Below are 19,979 nucleotides of genomic sequence, written 5' to 3'. Positions count from 1 at the left end.
AGGCGATCGTCGACCCGCCGCCCCGCCGCCCCGCCGGGCCGCGAATACAACGGCATCCACAGATGCTGAGCCCGCCCTGGCCACCCTGGAATCCGCCGATCGTCGCGGGGGCGCGGGCGGTGGGGTGGGGGTGGCGGGTAGCGTTTCGATCATGTCGAGTCTGACTCGCCGGGAGGCGGTGGAGCGTGCGCGGCTGGTGAGCGTGCGCTCGTACGGTATCGAGCTGGATCTCACCGCGGCTGAGTCGTTTCGTTCGCGGAGCGTGGTGGAGTTCGCGTGTGCTGAGCCTGGTGCGGCTAGCTTTGCTGAGGTCAAAGGGGCTCAGGACGTACACGTGACGCTCAATGGCGTTGAAGTCCCCGTCGTTGACGGGCGGGTTGTGCTCGAAGGGCTCGCGGCGTCGAATCGGCTCGAGGCGTCGTTCACCTCGCGGTACTCGCCTAGTGGGGAAGGAATTCTGCGGTTCGTCGATCCCGAGGACGGGGAGACGTACCTCTATGGGCAGGCGCCGCTCGACGACGCGCAGCGGATGTTCGTCTGCTTCGACCAGCCGGACCTGAAAGCGCCGATGACGCTCACCGTGCTCGCGCCGGTGGGGTGGACGGTGCGGGGGAACTCGGCGGTCGCGCGGCAGGAGGAGGGGCGGTGGGAGTTCGCCCCTACGCCGCCGCTGTCGACGTATCTGTTCAGTTTCATCGCCGGGCCCTGGCACATCGTCGAGCGCGAGCACGACGGGATTCCGATGGCGTTGTTGTGCCGGCGGACGCTCGCGGCCGGGCTCGACGCCGACGCCGAGGAGCTGTTCGCCGCCACCGCGGCCGCGTTCGACCGGTATCACGAGCTGTTCGGGGTGCGGTACCCGTTCGGCAAGTACGACCAGGCGTTCGTCCCAGAGTTCTCCGGCGGCGCGGTCGAGAACCCGGCCCTGGTGAACTACCGCGAGGAGTTCCTGTTCCGCGCGGGGGCCACCGACAGCGACCGGCACCGGCGGTTCGTGGTGATGGCGCACGAGCTGGCGCACATGTGGTTCGGCAATCTCGTCACGCTGCGGTGGTGGGATGACGTCTGGCTCAATGAGGCGTTCGCCGAGCTGATGGGCTGGCGGGTCGCCGGGGAGACGGGCCGGCACCCGGACGCGGCCGCCGATTTCGCGATCTGGCGGGAACGCTGGGGCTACCTCGCCGACCAGCGGCCGTCGACGCATCCGATCGCGCCGGAGGACGTCGCCGACACCGCGGTCGCGTTCCAGAACTTCGACGGCATCTCCTATGCCAAGGGCGCCGCGGCACTGCGGCAGCTCGCGGTACACCTGGGGGATCCGGTCTTTCTCGACGGGCTCCGGGAGTATTTCCACCGGTATCGCTTCGGCAATGCCGCCCTCGCCGATTTCCTCGCCGTCATCGGCGACGCGGCCGGCCGCGACCTGACCGGCTGGGCCGAGCTGTGGCTGCGCAGCACCGGGGCCAACACGCTGCGGCCGCTGCCGTCGCGCGGGGCCGCCGAGGGGCTCACGGTCGAGCAGTCGGGCCGGCCCCTGCGCCCGCACCGGTTGACGGTTTCGGCGTTCAATTCCGACGGTTCGGTACTGCGCGTGCCGTTCACCATCGACGCCGGCACGACGGCGGTCCCCGGCATCGCCGCCGCCCCGACCGGCACGGTGGTGCTGCTCAACGACGCCGACGACACCTACGCGAAGATCCGCTTCGACCCGTTCAGCCGGGCCGCCCTGCCCGCCGTCCTGCCCGACCTCGACGACCCGCTCGCCCGGGCCGTCATCTGGACCGCCGTCATCGACGCCGTCCGTGACGGGGCCGCGATCCCGCCGTCGGAGTTCCTCACGCTGCTCGTCGCCGCGCTGCCCGCCGAGCGCCACGAGGGCATCTTCGAGGAGGTCCTGACGTTCGCGCGGGAGTCGCTGGCCCGGCGCGGCCTGATCCCGTTCGACCCCTTGGAGGAGGTGTGCGCGGCCGCCCTCGGTGCCGCCGCACCCGGCTCGGGCCGCCAGCTCGCGACGGCTCGCGCACTCGCGGGCGTGGCGGGAGTACCACTGCTGCGTCTGTGGCTTTCGGGGGACGCCCCGGAAGGCCTCGTGATCGACGCCGACCTGCGCTGGTCGCTGCTGCTGCGGCTGTCCGCCCTCGGCTCCGCCGACCCGGCCGAGATCGCCGCCGAGGAGCGCCGCGACCCGAGCGCGAAGGGCCTGGAACGCGCGGCCGCCTGCCGCGCCGCCCTCCCGACCGCCGAGGCGAAGGCGGTCGCGTGGGAGGCCCTCGTCCACGACCCCAACCCGCGGCTGGCGACGGCCAACGCGGAGACGTTCTGGCAGGCCGGGCAGGAGGCGCTGACCGCCGGCTACGCCGAGCGCTACTTCACCGACGTCCCCGCGATGCTCGAGCGCCGCTACCCCCTGGCCGCGCTGAAGGTGGTGCGGTTCGCGTTCCCGGTCTACAGCCCGGCCGCCCTCGCCCCGGCCGACGCGATGCTCCGCCGCACCGACCTCGACCCGCTGCTGCGCCGCGAGATCGCCGACGGCGCCGACGAACTGCGCCGCTGGACCTAGGCTCCGCGGACCAGGGTTTCGAGGCGGGCGACGACCTCGTCGGGGGCGGGCATCGACTCGGTCTCCGCGCGCAGCGCCGCGGCCCTCGTCGTGTACGCCGGGTCGGTGAGGACCGTGTGCAGGGCCGCGGCCGCGTCGGCCGGGGTGGCGTCGACGGCGTCGAGGACGAGGCCCAGGCCGAGCTCGGCGACCCGGTCGGCGTTGGCCGGCTGGTCGGCGCCCATCGGCACCACCACCAGGGGCAGGCCGTGGGCCAGGGCGCCGACGAGCGTGCCGGAGCCGCCGTGGGTGACGACGGCGGAGCAGCGGGGCAGGACCGCGGCCTGGGGGACGTACCGCTCCACGTGGACGTGCGGCGGCTGCGGGCCCAGCTCGGCCGGGTCGATCGCGGCGCCGACGGTCACGACGAGCTGGATCGGCAGGCGGCTGAAGCCGGTCAGGAAGCGGGTGAAGAGGTCGCCGGATTCCGTGTTGAAGATGGTGCCGAGGGTGAAGTACACCGTGGGCGGGTCGGTCGGCGCGGGCGGCGTCAGCTCCATCGGGCGCATGTGGGACGCGGCCGGGCGGAACGTCGGCGGCACCGGGGAGATGACCAGGTGCCGGTCGAGCATCTCCAGCTTGGGGTCGGCGGGCAGGCCGTGCTGGGCCCGGGTCTCGTCCAGCAGCGATGACAGACCAGAAGGCCTTCCGAAGGTACCGGCGGCCAGCACCACAACCGAGACGTGCGGAATCCCGAAGGACTCCGCGGCGATCATGCTGCCGAAGTCGGCCTCGTCGCACACGATCAGGTCGGGGCGCCACTCGACGGCGGCGGTGCGCGTCGTCGCGGCGCGTTCGCGGGCGATCCAGCCGCCGAAGCCGTGCAGGAAGTCGTGCTCCTCGCGGGCCCGGTCGAGGCGCTGCAGCGGGCGGCGCTCACCCGGGTCGTCGGCGCCCGCGGGGAAGCCCGGGTAGCCGGGCGGGAGGCCACCGGGGCGGCCGGTGAACGCCACCGCGTGGCCGCGCGCGGTCGCGGCCTCGGCCAGCGGGAGCAGCGGGTTGAGGTGGCCGCGGCCACCGGCGAAGGCGAACAGGAGGCGCATGGAAAAAATCTCCAACGAGTGTGTCGAAGACGCCGAGGCTCGCTCGACGCGATAGTGAAGGCACTCACCGAGGAGGAACCCCGCGATGCGCTACATGATGATGCACAAGCTGAACGACTCGAACCCCGTGCACTGGACGCCGACGCCGGAGTTCATCGCGAAGTTCGCAGCGTACATGGACGAGGTCAACAAGGCCGGGGTCCTGCTGGCCGCCGAGGGGCTGCTGCCCAGCTCGGCCGGGGCCGCCACGGTCACGAAGAAGGACGGCGAGACGACGGTCGTCGACGGGCCGTTCGCCGAGGCCAAGGAGGTCATCGGCGGGTTCGGCATCGTGCAGGTGCGCGACCAGGCCGAGGCCGTCGAGTGGGCGACCCGCTTCGCGGACCTCTTCGACTACGACATCGAGATCGAGGTGCGGCGGGTCTCCGAGTACGAATAAATTGCATGCGTGACTGATGCGCACGCCGCGGTCGAGGCAGTGTGGCGGATCGAGGCGGCGCGCGTCATCGCGGGCGTCGCCCGGCTCGTCGGCGACGTCGGACTGGCCGAGGAACTGGCGCAGGACGCCCTGGTCGCAGCCCTGGAACAGTGGCCGGCCGAGGGCGTCCCGCGCAACCCCGGGGCCTGGCTGACGACCACCGCGAAGCGGCGGGCCATCGACACCATCCGGCGGCAGCAGGTGCTGCGCAAGCATCTGCCGGCGCTGGCCACCGAGGAGCGGTTCGAAGACCCGGAATTCGATTCGGTACTGGAGCCGGAGCCCATCGAGGACGACGTGCTCCGGCTCATCTTCACCGCCTGCCACCCGGTCCTGAAACCGGAGGCCCGGGTCGCGCTCACCCTGCGCATGCTCGGCGGCCTGTCCACGGACGAGATCGCCCGCGCGTTCCTCGTCCCCGACGCCACCGTGGGCCAGCGCATCAGCCGGGCCAAGAAGTCCCTGGCCGACGCCGGGGTCCCCTTCGAGCTGCCCACCGGCGAAGCCCGCACCGAGCGCCTGGCCTCCGTCCTGGAGGTCATCTACCTGATTTTCAACGAGGGGTACTCCGCGACGGCCGGCGACGACTGGATGCGCCCGGCCCTGTGCGAGGAGGCCATGCGCCTGGCCCGCGTCCTGACCGCCCTGATGCCGGCCGAACCGGAAGTCCACGGCCTGACCGCGCTGCTGGAGATCCAGGCCTCCCGCGCGGCCGCCCGCACCGCCCCCGACGGCGAACCGATCATGCTCCTGGACCAGGACCGCCGCCGCTGGGACCGCCTGCTGATCACCCGCGCCCTGAAGGCCCTGGCGAAGGCCGAGGAGCTGGGCGGCGGCCCGTACACCCTCCAGGCCGCGATCGCCGCCGGCCACGCCCGCGCCCGCACCGCCGCCGAAACCGACTGGTCCGACATCGCCGCCCGCTACGCCCAGCTGGCGTCGCTGACGCCGTCCCCGATCGTCGAACTGAACCGCGCGGTCGCCGTCTCCATGGCCGACGGCCCGGCGGCCGGCCTGGCCCTCCTGGAACCACTGCTCAAGGACAAGACGCTGCGGGGGTACCATCTGCTGCCGGCCGTCCGCGCCGACTTCCTCCTCCGCCTGGGCCGCCGCCACGAAGCCAGGGCCGAGTTCGAGCGGGCCGCCGCCATGACCCGCAACGAGCGCGAACGCACCCTCCTGCTGACCCGGGCCGACTCCTGCGACTGAAGCCCCCACCGCCCGGCTGACGGTCACGGCGCCGACCGGCCGGCCCGGACACCGGCGGCGCTGATGTCGCCGCCGCGCACCAGTTCCCGGATCGGACGCACTCGACCCCACCCACACCGGAGGTCTCCCGCGGTCGCCTCCTTTCCGGCCCAGGACCGCTCGACACCCCCGCGACGAAAGGCGTGGCGCACTCGTCCAGGTCGGACCTGACGGCGCTTGCGTGCAGTGCACAGGCTCGGCCGCGGAAACCGAGGCGCGTTGTGGAGACGGCCATCGACGCGCTCGGGCCGGCGCTCGGTGTCGGTGGGTCGGCGCCGGCTTGACCGCGGCTGATCTCGCACGTTCGACCGGCGGCCGGTTGGGACGCTCCCGCGCACGCGCGACGAGGATCTCGGTTGCGCTGTCCGGCCGCTCGTCGATGTCGGCGGTGGGGCTGTCGGCGGTGTTCGGGGCCGAACGGTGGCGGGGCCCGTCCACGATCGCCGCGGCCGACGACGGTTCCGCCGCCGGGGGATGCGCTGGGTCACCCGAGGAGGGTGGTCATCAGGGTGGCGATGCGGGTGTAGGCGGCGGTTCCGGGGGTGGCGGCGGCTTGGGTCAGGAGGCGGGTTCGAGTTTGGTGGTCGGTCAGGGCGGCGGTCAAGGGTTCGCCGCGGCCGGCGGGGGCGAAGCGGCTGGTGTTGGCGCCGACCCGGGTGCCGAGGGACCACAGTTCGCGGGCGGTTGCGGTGTCGCCTCGGAAGGCGGCCAGTTCGGCGCCGCCCAGGGCCCAGGTGCCCAGGAGGGGGCGATCGTGGGCGGTGAGGACGTCGTCGCGGGCGTCGCGGAGGGCGTTGGTGGCTTTCGCGGCGGCGGGCGGGTCGGTGGTGGCGGTCCAGAGGTGGATGACGGCGGCCGCGATGCGGAGTTCGGCTCGGGATTGTGGGGTTGTGGCAGTACCGGCGAGGGCTGTTGTTCTGAGGATGGCGTCCGCGTGGGACGACGTCTCGGTGGGGTCGTGGCGTTGCCACGCCAGTTCCGCCAGGCCCAGGTGCGCCTGGGCGGCCACATTCGCGTCGTCGGTGGTGGTGGTTTCCCGGAGGCGCCGCTCGGCGTCCGGGTCGCCGGTCAGGGCCAGGTGGGTGTCGAGCAGCACCTGGGTCGAGCGGGCGTCCCGCGCGGCGCCGACCAGGTCCAGGTGCCGTTCGCTGCGGCGCAGCCATTCGCCGGTGCTCGTCGTGTGGCCGGCGGCGTGGGCGGCCATGCCCATCGCCCAGTGGTCGCCGGCGGTCTCGAAGCGGCGGTAGGCCAGCTCGGCGTCGACCGGCTGGGTCTGCGGGTCGTCGGCGAGGACGGCGCGGATGAAGTGGCCCATGCCCTGCACGTACGGGTCGGGGTGGGCGATCAGGGTCGCGGCGTCGGCGCGGCTGCGGTCGGGGTCGGCCTGCTCCAGGCCCGGCAGGACGGCGGCCAGGGCCGTGTTGCGGGGTGAGACCTCCGCGGGGCGCTCCCGCAGGACGGTGCGCAGGGCGCGGCGGGCCAGGGCGGTGAGGCGCATCGAGCCGCCGTTGCCGCCGTTGACGGAGATCAGGATGCACAGCCGGGCCAGGCGGTCGGCGTGCGGGAGGGGGCGGCCGGCGGCGGCGCCGTGCAGGATCGAAGAGCGGCGCCGGGCCGCCGGTTCATCGGCGTGCAACAGTGTCCGGGCGGCCGCGTTCGCTTCCAGATGCTGCCCTCGTACGGTCCACAGCTGGAACAACGCCAAAGCGACATCGACGACGGCCGGCTCGTCGGCGTGCTCCTGGGCCCAGTGCTGGGCGGCGGCGAGGTTGTCCTGGTCGGCCGCGCACGCCTCCAGAGCCGGGATCTGGTTCGGGCCGACGAAGTCGGCGGCGAGGGCCACCGCCCGCTCCCGGGCCCAGCCGACCAGGCCGGTCATGGCGGCCGCGCGGTCGCCGGCGGCGGCCAGCCGGGCCTCGCCGTACTCGCGGACGGTCTCCAGCATCCGATACCGGGGCGCGTCCGCGCCCGCTTCGAGCCGCAGCAGCGACTGCTCGACCAGGACGGCCAGGGCCCGGCGAGCGACGGCGGCGTTGGCGACGGCGGGCCCGGCGGTGGCGACCGCCAGCTCGGCGGTGAACGGGGCCGGGATGACGGCCAGCCGTTCGAGGACCTGCCGCTCGGCCGGGTCGAGCAGTTCGCGGCTCCAGTCGACCATCGCCCACAGGCTCGCGTGCCGGTCGGGCAGGCCGCGCAGCGCGTCGTCGAGCAGCGCGAACCGGTCGGCGAGCCCGGCCAGGACGTCGTCGATCGGCATGTGGCGCAGGCGGGCGGCGGCGAGCTCGAGGGCGAGGGGCAGGTTGTCGAGCCGGTGGCAGAGCTCCAGCGTCCGCTCGGGCGGGCCCGCGGCGACCGCTCCCCCGGCCCGGGCCCGGGCCTCGAGCAGAGCCACGGCGTCGGCGTCGGGCAGTGCCGGCAGCCGGTGGACGACCTCGCCGGCCAGGCCCAGCGGCGCCCGGCTGGTGGCGAGGGCGCCGAATCCGGGCGGGGCCAGGGTCAGCAGCTCGGTCACGACGGCGGCCGCGGCGTCGAGGACGTGCTCGCAGTTGTCGAGCACCAGCAGCCCGTCGAACGCCAGGAGCCCGCCGGGTTCGAGGCCGGGCAGGGCGGCGAGGACCGCGGGCCGTACCTCGGCCGGCGCGCGCAGCCCGGCCAGTTCGACGACGCGGACCGGGCGGGCGCCGTCGACGGCCCGGGCGACCTCGGCGGCGAGCCGGGTCTTGCCCGCGCCCCCGGTCGCGACGACGGTCACGACCGGCGCGTCCCCGAGGGCCCGGTGGACGGCGGCCAGGTCCGGCTCGCGGCCGACGAGCGGGGTCGCGGGCCGGCGCCACCCGGCCGGGAGGCCCTCGGCCCGGGGTGGGCGGACCACCGCCAGCTGGCCGCGCAGGAGCGCGACGTGGGCGGCGGCGAGCACGGGCGCGGGGTCGGCGCCGTACCGGTCGGCCAGCTCCGCCCGCACCCGCTCGACCAGGTCGAGGGCCTCGGCGTCGCGGCCCTGGGCGGCCAGCACCCGCACGAGCAGCGCGGCGGCGGGCTCGTCGGGCGGGACCCGGGTGGCGAGCCGGCGCAGGTCGGCCTCGTCGTGCGGCCCGCCACCGGCCAGGGCCGCCTCCGCGCGCAGGGCGACGATGTCGCTGAAGAGCCTCGCCCGGCCCGTGTCGCCCAGCTCCGGCACCTCGGGGAACAGGGCCCGCGCGGCGTCGCCGGAGCCGCGCGCCCGGCCGGCGTCGCCCGCCCGCAGCGCCGCCTGGCCCCGCTCGACCAGCCCGCGGGCGGTGACCGCGTCGATCTCGACCCCGTCGACCGGGATCCGGTACCCGCCGGGCGCGGCCAGGACCGGCACGCCGAGCCGGCGCACCCGGGAGACGAGGGCCTGCACCGCGCCGGGGGCGTCGTCGGGCGGCGCGCCCCGCCAGACCGCGTCGACGAGGGCCCAGGTGGACAGGGTGCGCCCGCGGGCGTCGACGAGCTCCCGGATCACCGCGGCGAGCCGGTCGCCCCGCACCGGGCGGCCGTCCACCGCCAGGGGGCCGAGGGTCGTGATCCGCACGCCCCATCATCGCTCACGCCAGGACGCCACCGCCGAACACGTTGATCAGGTTGTCGGCGCCGTTGTCGCCGAGGAGCAGGTCGAGCATCTCCAGACCCGCGGTGGCGGCGGCGGTACTGCGGGGGAACATGGCCCGCTCGTACTCGTGCAGCGCCGCCTCGACGTCGCCGGGGTGGGCGGCGATGGCCGTGCCGAGCTCGGCGGCGTCCTGCATGGCCAGGTTCGCGCCCTCGCCGTTGGGGGGCTGCAGGTGGGCGGCGTCGCCGAGCAGGGTGACGCCGGGGGCGCGGTCCCAGCGGTGGTCCGTCGGCAGCGTGTAGTGCGGGCGGTGGACGGGCTCGGTGTCGCTGGCGGTGATCAGGGCGGCCAGCTCCGGCGCCCACCCGTCGACCTCGGCCGCGGGCCGGGCCGTCGCGAACCAGTCGAGGGGCCGGACCAGCCACAGGTACGCGTGCAGGTTCCCGTCGCTCTCCCGGTGCGCGAGGAACACCTTGCCCGCCGTCTCGTCGAACACGAACAGCGACCCGCCGCCGACCGCCGCGGCCGTGGCCGGATGCCGCCGATCGGCATCGAACAGGAACGTTTCGAAGGACCCGTTTCCGGTGTACTGCGGGACGGCGCCGGACAGCAGTGGACGTACCCGCGACCAGGCCCCGTCCGCGCCGACCAGCAGGCTCGTGACCACCGAGGTCCCGCCGGCGAAGGCGACCTCGTGGCGCCCGTCGCCGAGGGCCCGGACGGAGCGCACCTTGTGGCCCCACTGGACGGTACCGGCCGGGAGGGAGTCGAGCAGCAGCTGCCGCAGCGCGCCCCGCTGGGCCTCCGGGCTCCCGCCGGTGCCGTCGTCGGCCTTGTCCAAGCGGACGGTGCCGTCGCGGCCGAGGACACGCATGGCTTCGCGGCCCGGCAGGACTATGGCCCGGAACTCGTCCGTCAGGCCGGCCGTGGCCAGGGCGGCCTGGCCGTTGTAGTCGTGGATGTCGAGCATGCCGCCCTGCGGCCGCTCCGCCGCGGAGGCGTCGGCCTCGTAGACGACGGACGGGATGCCGTGGACGTGCAGGACACGCGCGAGGGTGAGACCGCCGAGACCGGCCCCGATGATGGTCACTGGAGTGCTCATGCTCCGAGGCTGCGCGCCCCCGCTGACACGGCGGCGATACGCCACCGACACCGCGCCGACCGGGCCATCCTTCACGGAGTTGCGGGTCGCGGATCGGGCGCGAGCGATCGGCCGGGTCGGCGGCGTGGGGTTGAGCGGCGGATGATGATCTCGGCGACGAGCGCGTTGATGCCCCAGCCGGCGAGCATGGCCACGGCCCGCCAGCCCGGGTAGGCGGGGCTGTGCACGTCGACGGGCAGCAGCGGGATGCTGGTGATGGCCTGCGTGCCGGCGCCCATCGCGATCGCGTAGGCCCGGATCATCCACGCCTTGTGGGTGTGGAAGTCCCGGCGGCGGATGGCCACGAACCCGAGCGCGATCGCGGCGAGCATGTAGACGCCGATGCCGTACCGGGTCACGTTGACGACGATGTTGTCGCTCGCCGGCAGGTCGTAGAACGTCGTCATCCACAGGCCGGACAGGGCGACGGCGACCCCGGCCGCCGCGACCAGCCGGCCGCTGACCCGGTGGAACCGGCGGTGGCGCGCCCGGAAGTTCGGTGCGAACTGCAGGGCGCCGAGGATCGCATAGATGATCGCGCCGAAGATGTGCACGATCACCGGCGCCGGCATGTCGACGAACCGGGCGTTGGCGGCGGTGCGCTCGACGCCCCCGGTGAGCTGGGCGACCCGGAACGCCCCGGCGATCGAGGGCACGAAGGCGAGCAGGATCAGGCCGGTGATGATGGGCCAGTCGCGGCGCCGGCGGCGGCGCTGCGGCGGTGCGGTCGCGGTCGTCATGGCTACCGATGGTGGTGCTCGGCGCGCCCCGAATCATCCGTCTGCGGACCGGCTCCAAACCTGGCCGAAAGAACGACTCACCGGTCGGACCAGAGCGTTGCATCGTCGACTCCCCGATCGACTGCGGCCACCGGCAACAGATCCACTCGGTCGCCAATCTTCGCGAATACCCCGTCAGGCGAAAAATCCGATATGTCGAGCGGAGCGTGGCGCGAAGCGCCCGACATATCGGTCGCCAGGAAGAGCGCGGCCGGGTGGCGTAGCCCCATTGAGGGCTGGCCCGGAAGGCGTGGCTTCAAGCTCAGCCCCGCACGGCCGGAGCGGAGGGCGCGGCCGGTGGCTCAACCCTTTGAGGCCGCAACGGGCGGCGCGGATTGTGAGGGGTGCGGTGGAGGCTTGTCTCCCCGCCGCTTTTAGGAAATACAGCCGCTTTTAGGAAGTACTACCAGGGCGGACGCGGTTGGTTTCGTAGGCCCACATCGCGATCTCGACCCGGTTGCGGACGCCGAGTTTGAGCATCAGTGCGGTCACGTGCGTTTTGACGGTGCTCAAGGTGATGTACAGCTCGTCGGCGATCTCATTGTTCGTGCGGCCGCGCGCGACGCGGGTCAGGACCTGTTCCTCGCGGTCGGTCAGGGGGTCGATCGGCTGGCGGGGTGGGCGCGCCGGGCCGGTGTCGGCGAACGTGCGCAGGAGCCGGGTGGTGACGCTGGGGGCGATGAGCGCGTCGCCGTTCGCGGCGGCGTGGACGGCCTGGGCGAGCAGGGCCGGGCCGGCGTCCTTGAGCAGGAAGCCGCGGGCCCCGGCGCGCAGGGCGGCGTAGACGTACTCGTCCAGGTCGAACGTGGTGATGACGACGACGGCGAGCGGGTCGGCGACGTCGGGGCCGGCCAGCAGCCGGGTCGCTTCCAGGCCGTCCATCTCCGGCATGCGCACGTCCAGGAGACAGACGTCGGGGCGCAGCTGCCGGGCCAGGTCGACGGCGCGGCGGCCGTCGGGGGCCTCGGCGACGACCTCGATGCCGGGCTGGGCGTTGAGGATCATCGTCAGTCCGGTCCGGACGATCTCCTGGTCATCCGCGACCAGCACCCGCACGCTCACCGGCCAATGCTATGGGCGCGCCCCCGTCCTCAGATCCGCCGAAAGTACGACCGGCGACGAGGACCCCGGCGGCCGCGGGGACGAGGGCGACGGCGAACGCGACCAGGTAGGCCACCGGGCCGCGGTCGAGGAGGGCGGCGAACAGGGCACCGCCGGCGGCCAGGGCGGTGGTGGTCAGCAGCGCGTCGGACACGGACAGGGCGGAGCTGTTGGCGCCCTGTCCGGCCGGGTCGGACAGGCGCAGCACGAGCGCCGAGGTGACCGGGGAGACGAGGCCCATGCCGAGGCCGCCGAAGCACCACCCGGCGATGACGACGAAGACCGGTACCCCCGCGAAGGAAACAACGATCGCGGAGAGCACACCGGCCGCGATCGAGGCGGCGCCGATGCGGAGCCGGACCGTGTCGGACAGCCGCTGCCCCTGCCGCGCCTGCACCCACGACCCGGCCGCCCAGAACAGCGCGCCGGCGGTGACGCTGAGGCCGGCCAGGGCCGGGCTGAACCCGCGCTCCCGGGTGAGCAGCAGCGGGATGAACACGTCGGCCTGCATGAACGCGGCCCCGGCGAGGCCGCGCAGGAGCACGACGCTGGGCAGGCCGCGGGCGAGGGTGAACGTGCCGTGGGGCAGCAGCCGGACCCCGCACACCGCGACGATCACGAAGCCCACCACCAGCAGCCACCAGTGCCCGCCGACAAACAACACGAGCGCACCGAGCGCCGCCCCGGCGGCCCACCAAGCCTGCGAAAAAGCCGCCCGCCCGGACAAATCCGAAATATTCGAAATCGGCCGCCAAATACCAAAAAAAGCGGGTACAGCGGCCAGCACGACGAGCAGGAACACCCACCGCCACCCGAGCCAGTCCACAACGAGACCGGCAACGGCGGGGCCGAGGATCGCCGGCAGCACCCAGGCCGCGGAGATGAACGAGATCACCCGCGCGTGCTGCGACGCCGGATAGGCCCGCCCGATGATCACGAAGAGGGCCACGTTCACCAGGCCGCCGCCGAACCCCTGCACCAGACGCCCGAGGACCAGGACCCACATCTGCGGCGCCAGGCCCGCACCGAGCAGGCCGAGGCAGAACAGCCCCACCCCCACCGCGGTCGGCCGGGCCGGCCCGGCGCGGTCGCACCACGAGCCGCCGAGCACCGTGCCGACGACGCTGGTGGCGAGGGCGCCGCCGAAGGCGAACCCGTAGAGCGGCAGGCCGTCGAGGGCCCGGGCGACGGTCGGCATCGCCGAGGTCACCGCGACCGCCTCGAAGGCGATCAGCGTGACCAGGGTCACCATGCCGAACGTGAGCGTGCGTCGGTTCTCCACACCGCCCAACGTCGCACCTCAACACGTGTTCAGGTCAAGCCGTGATCAGATTTCAGCACCCGTTGACATCGTCCGGAGCGTATGCCAACAATTGTTTGCCAACGTGTGTTGGCAAAACGAGGAGGAGCCATGAAGACCGTCATCGCCGGCGCCGGGCCCACGGGGCTGCTGCTCGCCGGGGACCTGGCCGCGGCCGGCGCCGACGTGACCGTGCTGGAGCGCCGGGCCGGGGAGTCGAACCTGACCCGGGCGTTCGCCGTCCACGCCCGCACCCTCGAGCAGTTCGACGCCCGCGGCCTGGCCGACGAGGTCATCGCCACCGGCACGAAGGTGACCCGGCTGCGGCTGTTCGGGCACGTCTCGGTCGACCTCGGCGCGCTGCCGTCGCGGTTCGACTACGTGCTCATCACCCCGCAGTACAACGTCGAGCGGGTCCTCGAGGAGCGCGCCCTCAAGGCCGGCGCCCGAATCGTGCGCGGCACCGCCGTGACCGGCCTGCGCCAGGACGAGGACGGCGTGCACATCGAGACCGACCAGGGCTCCTACGCGGCCGACTACCTGGTCGGGGCCGACGGCGCCCGCAGCGGGGTCCGCCAGGCCCTCGGACTGGACTTCCCGGGTCGCAGCGCGGTCCGGTCGCTGATGCTCGCCGACGTGCGGATGAGCGACCCGCCGGCCGACGCGATCACCGTCAACGCGGTCGGTTCGGCGTTCGCGTTCATCGCGCCGTTCGGCGACGGGTGGTATCGGGTGTTCGCCTGGGACCGCGGCCACCAGGTCGCCGACGACACACCCCTGGACCTCGCGGAGGTGCGGGCCACGGTGCGGGCCGCGTTCGGCACCGACTTCGGGATGGGCGAGTGCCGCTGGCTGTCGCGCTTCCACAGCGACGAGCGGCAGGTCGCGCGGTACCGCACCGGCCGGGTCTTCCTCGCCGGCGACGCCGCGCACGTGCACTCCCCGGCCGGCGGGCAGGGCATGAACACGGGCCTGCAGGACGCCGCCAACCTGAGCTGGAAGCTGGCCGCGGCCGGGGCCGGCTGGGCGCCGGAGGGCCTGCTCGACACCTACCACACCGAGCGCCACGCGGTCGGCAAGCTCGTGCTGCGCTCCAGCGACGGCCTGATCCGCCTGGCGCTGCTGCAGTCGCGGGCGGCCCGCCTCGGCCGGGACGTCCTGGCCAACCTGGCCCTGCACCTGCCGCCGGCCCAGCGCGCCCTGACCGGGACGGTGTCGGGGATCGGCATCGACTACCCGCACGCGCCCCGCCAGGCGGACATCGCACTGGGCGACAAGCGCCTCTACGAGCTGCTGCGCGAAGGGCGTCACGTGCTCCTGTCACCGCAACCGCCGCGGGGGTACTCCGACCGCCTCGTGCACGTGCCATACGCCGACTGCGTCCTGGTACGCCCGGACGGTTACACGGCCTGGAACGGTACCCACGGAGACCTTGCCGTTGCTGTGCGCACCCATCTCGGAGACTCCCGGTGATCCAGGACACCTGGATATGTCTGACTCTTGACATGGGAGCGTTGATCGATGTGTCATGCCCGTCACAGAGCCGTTCTCGTTGAGCTGCAATTCGCCATACGGCAGACGCGCACGGGGACAACAGAACGCTTGGGAGACGTGCCGGGCCCCGCGCCGCCACGGGGGGCCCGGCACCTTCTCATCCGTGCAGTCGCGGCTGCTGCCCCGGCTCCACCACGACGAACTGCCCCATCATCCCCTCGTCCTCGTGCTTGAGGACGTGGCAGTGGAACATGTACGCGGTCGTCGGGTCGGCGTAGTCGGCGAACCGCGCGATGATCCGGTACCGCTGCTTCGGCTCCAGGAACACGGTGTCCTTCCAGCCGGACAGCTCCGGCGGCGGGGGCTGCCCGTTCACCTGCAGCACCTGGAACTGCACGTCGTGGATGTGGAAGCTGTGCGGCGTGTCGTGGCCGTTGGCGACGTTCCACACCTCGGTCGTGTCCTTGACGACGACGGCGTCGGCGCGGCTCATGTCCATGCCGCGGCCGCTGATCTCGCGGCCCTGGAACACGAAGTCCCGGGTCTGCGCCGCCCGCGCCGGGTCGAGCCGGGGCGTCGCGACGAGGGTCTTCGGCAGCGTGGCCGGGGTGAGCGTGGCGGCCGCCCGCAGCTGCAGGATGTCGAAGGCGTCCTGGCCGCCGTTGAACCGGCTCTCCAGGTCCCCGCCGAGGGACCGCTCGCTGCGCAGGGTCAGCCGTTCGCCCGGCTCCAGCGCGACCACGATCTCGGCCCGCTCGCCGACCGACAGCCGCACGTGCTCGGTCATGTACGGCCGGTCGAGCAGCCCCCCGTCGGTGCCGACGAGCGCGAACGGGCGGCCGCCGGCCAGCCGGAAGTTGTAGATCCGCGCGGTCGAGGCGTTGACCAGGCGGAGGCGGACCAGGCCGGAGCGCACGTCGAGGTACGGGCGCGGGGTGCCGTTGACCAGGATCTCGTCGCCGAGCACGCCGATGTCGCTGCCGAACCGCCCGCCCATGCTGAGCTGGCCGCCGCTGAACTCCTTGTCCTGCACCAGGACCGGGATGTCGTCGACGCCGTAGTCGTGCGGCAGCGCCCGCTGGGCGGGTTCGTCGTCGTCGACGATGAACAGGCCGGCCAGGCCCCGGTACACCTGGGTCTCGGTGCGTTCGCTCGGGTGCGGGTGGTACCAGAGCGTCGCCGCCGGCTGGTCGACCGTCCACGCCGCCCGGAACGAGCCGCCGGTCGGGATCGGCCGGTGCGGCCCGCCGTCCATCGCGGCCGGCAGGTGCATGCCGTGCCAGTGCACGGTCGTGGTCTCGCCGAGGTCGTTGCGCACGTTGACGGCGACCGCCTCGCCCCGCTCGGCCCGCAGCGTCGGCCCCAGGTACGCCCCGTTGTAGCCCCACGTGCGGGTCGTACCGTGCCCGAAGTCCGAGTCCCCGGGCTGGGCCCGCAGATCGAAGACCCGACGGCCTTCGGCGTCGATTTTCCCAACCGCTATCGGGGGTACGGCCAGCGGCCGGTCGAAGTCCGCCCGCACATCGAGCGGCGGGCGCGTGAAGTAGTAGACGAGCGCGGCGACCCCGCCCCCGCACAGCACGAGGACCAGGGCCACGGTCCCCAGCAGCCACTTGCGCACGTCAAGTCTCCCTACATGTAGAACGGCTACACATAGGCTGCACCGCGTCGAGGCCGGGCCGCCAGGCCCGCGGGCCGAACCCCGGGAAAGCTCAGGGTCACCCCCGACTGCCCCGGGCCGCCGCCTGCGCAAAACTGACCCGGTGGGACCCATCGACGTCTACGTCAACGCCCTCGGCGGCGCCCTGCGCGGCCCCCGCCGGGCCAAGGCCGACCTGCTCGCCGAGGCCCGCGACGGGCTGGTCGACGCGGCCGAGCACCACGAGTCCGACGGCCTGGACCGGGCCGAGGCCGAGCGGGCCGCGGTCGCCGAGTTCGGGCCCGTCGCCGCGCTCGCGCCCGAGTTTCAGCGCGAGCTCGCCCTGGCCCAGGGCCGGCGCACGGCGCTGCTCGTCGGGGCCGGGGTGGCCACCCAGTCGATCGTCTCCGAGGTCGCCTGGCGCAGCGCGGCCACCGGCTGGCACTGGGAGCCCAGCCGGGCCTACCTGTGGCTGGCCGGGGCCGTCGACTACGCCAGCTACGCGGCCGTGCTCGCGGCCGTCCTCGCCGCGGCCGCCTGCGGGATCGGCAGCCGCTATGTCGACGTCGGCCGCGCGTTCGTCCGCGCGACCGGGCTCGCCGCGATCGCGGTCGTCACGTTCTTCATCGCCGGCGGCGCGCTGCTGACGCTGTTCAGCCCGCACACCGGCGGCACCGGGTCACCGCTGTCGCTGGCGGCGTCGGCGATCACCCTGTCGTTACCGGCCTGGATGGTGTATTCGGGGCTGCGCTGCGTGCGCGCATCGGCCTAGCACCGCAACACCCCTCGGCGATGTCAGCGGGGCGGGAGGAACAGGGCCGCGATCCTCGGGAGGTGTTTGCGGACGTCCTCGTCGTTCTCGTCGTCCCAGTCGTCTTGCACCTGGGGCGCTACCTGGCCGGTCCGGGCCCGTAGGAGCATCGGGTAGTCGTCGGTCTCGCCGTAGAGCTCCTCGGCCAGGTCCTCGACCTCGCGCGGGGCCAGTTCGTGGGCCGGCAGGTCGCCCGCCGCCACCGCTCGCACCGCCGGGTCGTCGGCCAGGGAGTCGGGGGAGGCCACAGCCCGCTCGTAGTGGTCACGGCCGCGGGCGATCAGGCCGTCCACGAAGGCGTCGGCGTAGCGGGCCACCACGCGGCCGGCGGCCCACATGGCGGAGGAGTTGGCCCGGGCCTGGAGCTGCGTGCGATGGACGTCGAAGTCCAGGAGCTCGCTCTTGTCCAGGTCGGCCAGCCGCATGCGCAGCGCGGCCGTGAAGCGGCCGGCGAAGCCGGGGGTGACGCGCTCCCCGGCGGCGGACCGGGCTCCGTCGATGATCGACCAGAAAGTATCGCTGTCCACGGCCACGAAGTCTTGCACCCCGACGCCCACCGCGGCCACATCCACGGTGCGAAAGCCGGACAAGAGCCGTAGAACGGCCCGGCGAGCAGTGGCACGTTTCCGGGATTCGATGTCAAGGCCGCTTCCGTAACGTTCTCAATGCAAGGCCAACCACACCACATCCCAAGGGGAGAGCAGCGATGAGCGACTACGAGACCGGCGACACGGGCTACGACGGCGGCCACGAGGTGGACTACGGCCAGTACTCGGCCGGCCAGGAGCACGACGCCCTGGACCAGCTCCACCAGGCCCACGGCTCCGAGGCCGACTACGACAACCAGTTCAAGGTGTACGAGAACGACCACCACGCGCAGGAGTCCACGGACTTCGCGCAGGGCAACCACGTCGAGGTCGACCAGCCCTACGGCGCGCACTACGAGCAGGACAACTACACGAACTTCAGCCACGACGCGTCGGAGGACGACCACGTCTTCGCCGCCGAGGGCAGCGAGTCCTCGCACCAGGCCGAGTTCTCCGAGCTCGACGCCCTGCAGCAGCGCTTCGACGCCGCGTTCGTCGACGGCACCGAGTACCACGCCGGTGGCGGCGAGGCCGAGATCGCGGCCAAGTAAGTCCAAGCGCTCAAACCATGGTGTGGCTTCGCGCGGCTCGGCGGTTCAGCCCCGCCGGGCCGGCGCCCCACCCCACACGCGCAAACCTCAGCTCGCACGCGACGCACTCGGTTGTTCGACTTCGTCCGGGTGTCCGGGACCGTCCGGACGTTCCCGGCCGCCCGCGCGAAGTCGGACATCCGGGTGCGTTTGCGCATGTCCGGCCAGCGCGAAGAAGACCATGAGTATCAGCGCGCCGGCGGCCAGGACCGCGGCCGCGACATAGGGCCGGCCGGTCGCCACGAGGACCGCCAGCCCCAGTGAGCTGCCGAGCCACTGCACCGTCTGCAAAACCCCGGAAGCGGAGCCGGCATCGGTACCGTCCACACGCGACAAGATCAGCGTGTAGATGGGGACGAACGACAGCCCGCCGCCGATCCCGACGAGTGCGAGCGGCCCGAGGACGGCCAGGTATGAGGTCGCCGGCCCGACCCGGGCCAGCAGCAGTTCGGCCGCGATCAGGCCGGTCAGCGCGCCGCCGATGACGAGGCGGGGCCCGAATCGGGCCAGCAGCCGGGCGACGGTCCGGGCCGCGGCGAACAGGCCCAGCGTCATCGGCAGGAACACGAGTCCGGTCGCGACCGGGCCGAGGCCGCGCACCTGCTGCAGGTAGGTCGTGAGGAAGAAGAACGGGCCGATCAGGCTGGGGCCGATGAGCAGCAGCGCGGAGTACCCCGACGCCCGCCTTCTGTCCCGGAAGAGCCCGAGCGGCACGATCGGTGCCGCCGCCCGCCGCTCGATCAGGATGAACCCGGCCAGCGCCACGACCCCGGCGGCCAGCCCGGCGAGGACCTTCGGGTCGGTCCAGCCGGCGGTGGCCGCCCGGATGAGCGCGTACACGATGCCGAGCATGCCCGCGGTGACCGTCAACGCTCCGGCGACGTCGAACCGGCCGGCGTGCCGGGGCGTCTCCGGCAGGCGGCGCCGGGCCAGCAGCACGATGGCGGCCCCGATCGGCACGTTGACCAGGAACACCCAGCGCCAGCTGACGGCCGCGGTGACGACGCCGCCGAGGACCAGGCCGAGCGAGGCGCCGCCGCTGATCACCGCCGAGGAGATGCCGAGCGCCCGGTTGCGCTCCGGCCCGGCGGCGAACGTGCCAGTGATCAGGGCCAGGGTGCTCGGCGACGCGAGCGCGGCCCCGATGCCCTGGACCGCCCGCGCGGCGAGGAGCTGCCCCGGGTTCTGGGCCAGGGCGGCCGCGAGGGACGCGGCGGTGAAGACGACGACGCCGGCGATGAAGACCCGGCGGCGTCCGAGCGCGTCGCCGAGGCGGCCGCCGAGCATGAGCAGACCGGCGAAGGCGATCGTGTACGCGTTCAGCACCCACGCCAGCCCCGCGGCCTCGAAGTGCAGGTCCCCGGCAATGCGCGGGAGGGCGACGTTGACGATCGTGCTGTCGATGCCGAGCAGCAGCTGGCACGACACAATGAGCGCGAGAGCGAGGCGATGCCGCCGCCGGCCGACTGCACTGCCGCCGACGAGGCTTGTGTCGCCTGATTGTCCGGGCATGGTGAAGCTCCTAAACTGGAGACTGTCTCCGTTCCAACACGAACCATACGGAGACAGTCTCCGGTTAGCAACACCCGGGAGGACGC

The 19,979-nt window shown here is 73.3% G+C and carries 15 protein-coding genes; 6 read left to right on the top strand and 9 right to left on the bottom strand.

All coding sequences use genetic code 11. The features are described from left to right. The first annotated feature begins 151 nt into the window (after positions 1–151). Complete coding sequence (pepN, locus tag ACIA8L_RS05400) at positions 152–2,560, top strand: aminopeptidase N (RefSeq protein ID WP_395900656.1); 2,409 nt, start codon at positions 152–154, stop codon at positions 2,558–2,560. Here the strand turns inward: pepN and ACIA8L_RS05395 are convergent. Further along, the gene (locus tag ACIA8L_RS05395; RefSeq protein WP_395900654.1) at positions 2,557–3,642 is read right to left on the bottom strand and encodes a glycosyltransferase; all 1,086 of its coding nucleotides are present in this window, start codon (positions 3,640–3,642) and stop codon (positions 2,557–2,559) included. The two genes, pepN and ACIA8L_RS05395, sit on opposite strands and share 4 nt — an antisense overlap. 85 nt (positions 3,643–3,727) lie before the next feature. Between ACIA8L_RS05395 and ACIA8L_RS05390 the strand changes: the two genes are divergently transcribed. Further along, a complete protein-coding gene (locus ACIA8L_RS05390; RefSeq protein ID WP_395900652.1) occupies positions 3,728–4,081 on the top strand; it encodes a YciI family protein in 354 nt (117 codons plus the stop codon). Between the two features lie 9 nt (positions 4,082–4,090). Beyond that, a complete protein-coding gene (locus tag ACIA8L_RS05385; RefSeq protein ID WP_395900650.1) occupies positions 4,091–5,329 on the top strand; it encodes an RNA polymerase sigma factor in 1,239 nt (412 codons plus the stop codon). Between the two features lie 523 nt (positions 5,330–5,852). Here ACIA8L_RS05385 and ACIA8L_RS05380 read toward each other — a convergent pair. From ACIA8L_RS05380 to ACIA8L_RS05360, 5 genes are all read right to left on the bottom strand, one after another. Beyond that, complete coding sequence (locus ACIA8L_RS05380) at positions 5,853–8,921, bottom strand: BTAD domain-containing putative transcriptional regulator (RefSeq protein ID WP_395900648.1); 3,069 nt, start codon at positions 8,919–8,921, stop codon at positions 5,853–5,855. A 13-nt stretch (positions 8,922–8,934) separates the two neighbouring features. Next, positions 8,935–10,041: an FAD-dependent oxidoreductase gene (locus ACIA8L_RS05375; RefSeq protein ID WP_395900646.1), complete on the bottom strand. Its 1,107-nt coding sequence runs from the start codon at positions 10,039–10,041 to the stop codon at positions 8,935–8,937. A gap of 71 nt (positions 10,042–10,112) precedes the next feature. Beyond that, positions 10,113–10,820, bottom strand: coding sequence for a DUF2306 domain-containing protein (locus ACIA8L_RS05370; RefSeq protein WP_395900644.1), 708 nt, complete (start codon positions 10,818–10,820; stop codon positions 10,113–10,115). A 432-nt stretch (positions 10,821–11,252) separates the two neighbouring features. Beyond that, entirely contained in the window at positions 11,253–11,921 is a 669-nt protein-coding gene (locus ACIA8L_RS05365; RefSeq protein ID WP_395900642.1) for a response regulator, read from the bottom strand. Next, positions 11,893–13,242 (bottom strand): MFS transporter, encoded by a 1,350-nt coding sequence (locus tag ACIA8L_RS05360; protein WP_395900640.1) that lies wholly within the window; start codon positions 13,240–13,242, stop codon positions 11,893–11,895. Before ACIA8L_RS05360 ends, ACIA8L_RS05365 begins: the two co-directional genes overlap by 29 nt. Before the next feature lie 129 nt (positions 13,243–13,371). Between ACIA8L_RS05360 and ACIA8L_RS05355 the strand changes: the two genes are divergently transcribed. Continuing rightward, positions 13,372–14,733, top strand: coding sequence for an FAD-dependent monooxygenase (locus ACIA8L_RS05355; RefSeq protein ID WP_395900638.1), 1,362 nt, complete (start codon positions 13,372–13,374; stop codon positions 14,731–14,733). A 178-nt stretch (positions 14,734–14,911) separates the two neighbouring features. On the opposite strand, the gene ACIA8L_RS05350 is transcribed toward ACIA8L_RS05355, so the two are convergent. Then, the gene (locus ACIA8L_RS05350; protein WP_395900636.1) at positions 14,912–16,375 is read right to left on the bottom strand and encodes a multicopper oxidase family protein; all 1,464 of its coding nucleotides are present in this window, start codon (positions 16,373–16,375) and stop codon (positions 14,912–14,914) included. A 142-nt stretch (positions 16,376–16,517) separates the two neighbouring features. Between ACIA8L_RS05350 and ACIA8L_RS05345 the strand changes: the two genes are divergently transcribed. Further along, positions 16,518–17,165, top strand: coding sequence for a permease prefix domain 1-containing protein (locus ACIA8L_RS05345; RefSeq protein ID WP_395900634.1), 648 nt, complete (start codon positions 16,518–16,520; stop codon positions 17,163–17,165). Between the two features lie 23 nt (positions 17,166–17,188). Here ACIA8L_RS05345 and ACIA8L_RS05340 read toward each other — a convergent pair whose 3' ends face one another. Continuing rightward, entirely contained in the window at positions 17,189–17,731 is a 543-nt protein-coding gene (locus tag ACIA8L_RS05340) for a DUF4240 domain-containing protein (protein ID WP_395900632.1), read from the bottom strand. Between the two features lie 179 nt (positions 17,732–17,910). Here ACIA8L_RS05340 and ACIA8L_RS05335 point away from each other — a divergent pair, with 179 nt between their 5' ends. Next, complete coding sequence (locus tag ACIA8L_RS05335) at positions 17,911–18,342, top strand: hypothetical protein (RefSeq protein WP_395900630.1); 432 nt, start codon at positions 17,911–17,913, stop codon at positions 18,340–18,342. A gap of 87 nt (positions 18,343–18,429) precedes the next feature. Here the strand turns inward: ACIA8L_RS05335 and ACIA8L_RS05330 are convergent, their stop codons facing one another. Beyond that, entirely contained in the window at positions 18,430–19,893 is a 1,464-nt protein-coding gene (locus tag ACIA8L_RS05330; protein WP_395900628.1) for an MFS transporter, read from the bottom strand. Positions 19,894–19,979: the final 86 nt, after the last annotated feature.

This window comes from Dactylosporangium sp. NPDC051541 (assembly GCF_044454505.1).
Classification (GTDB): Bacteria; Actinomycetota; Actinomycetes; order Mycobacteriales; family Micromonosporaceae; genus Dactylosporangium.
Note: the sequence above shows the minus strand (reverse complement) of the source record. Positions and strands in the feature narration are given on the sequence as shown.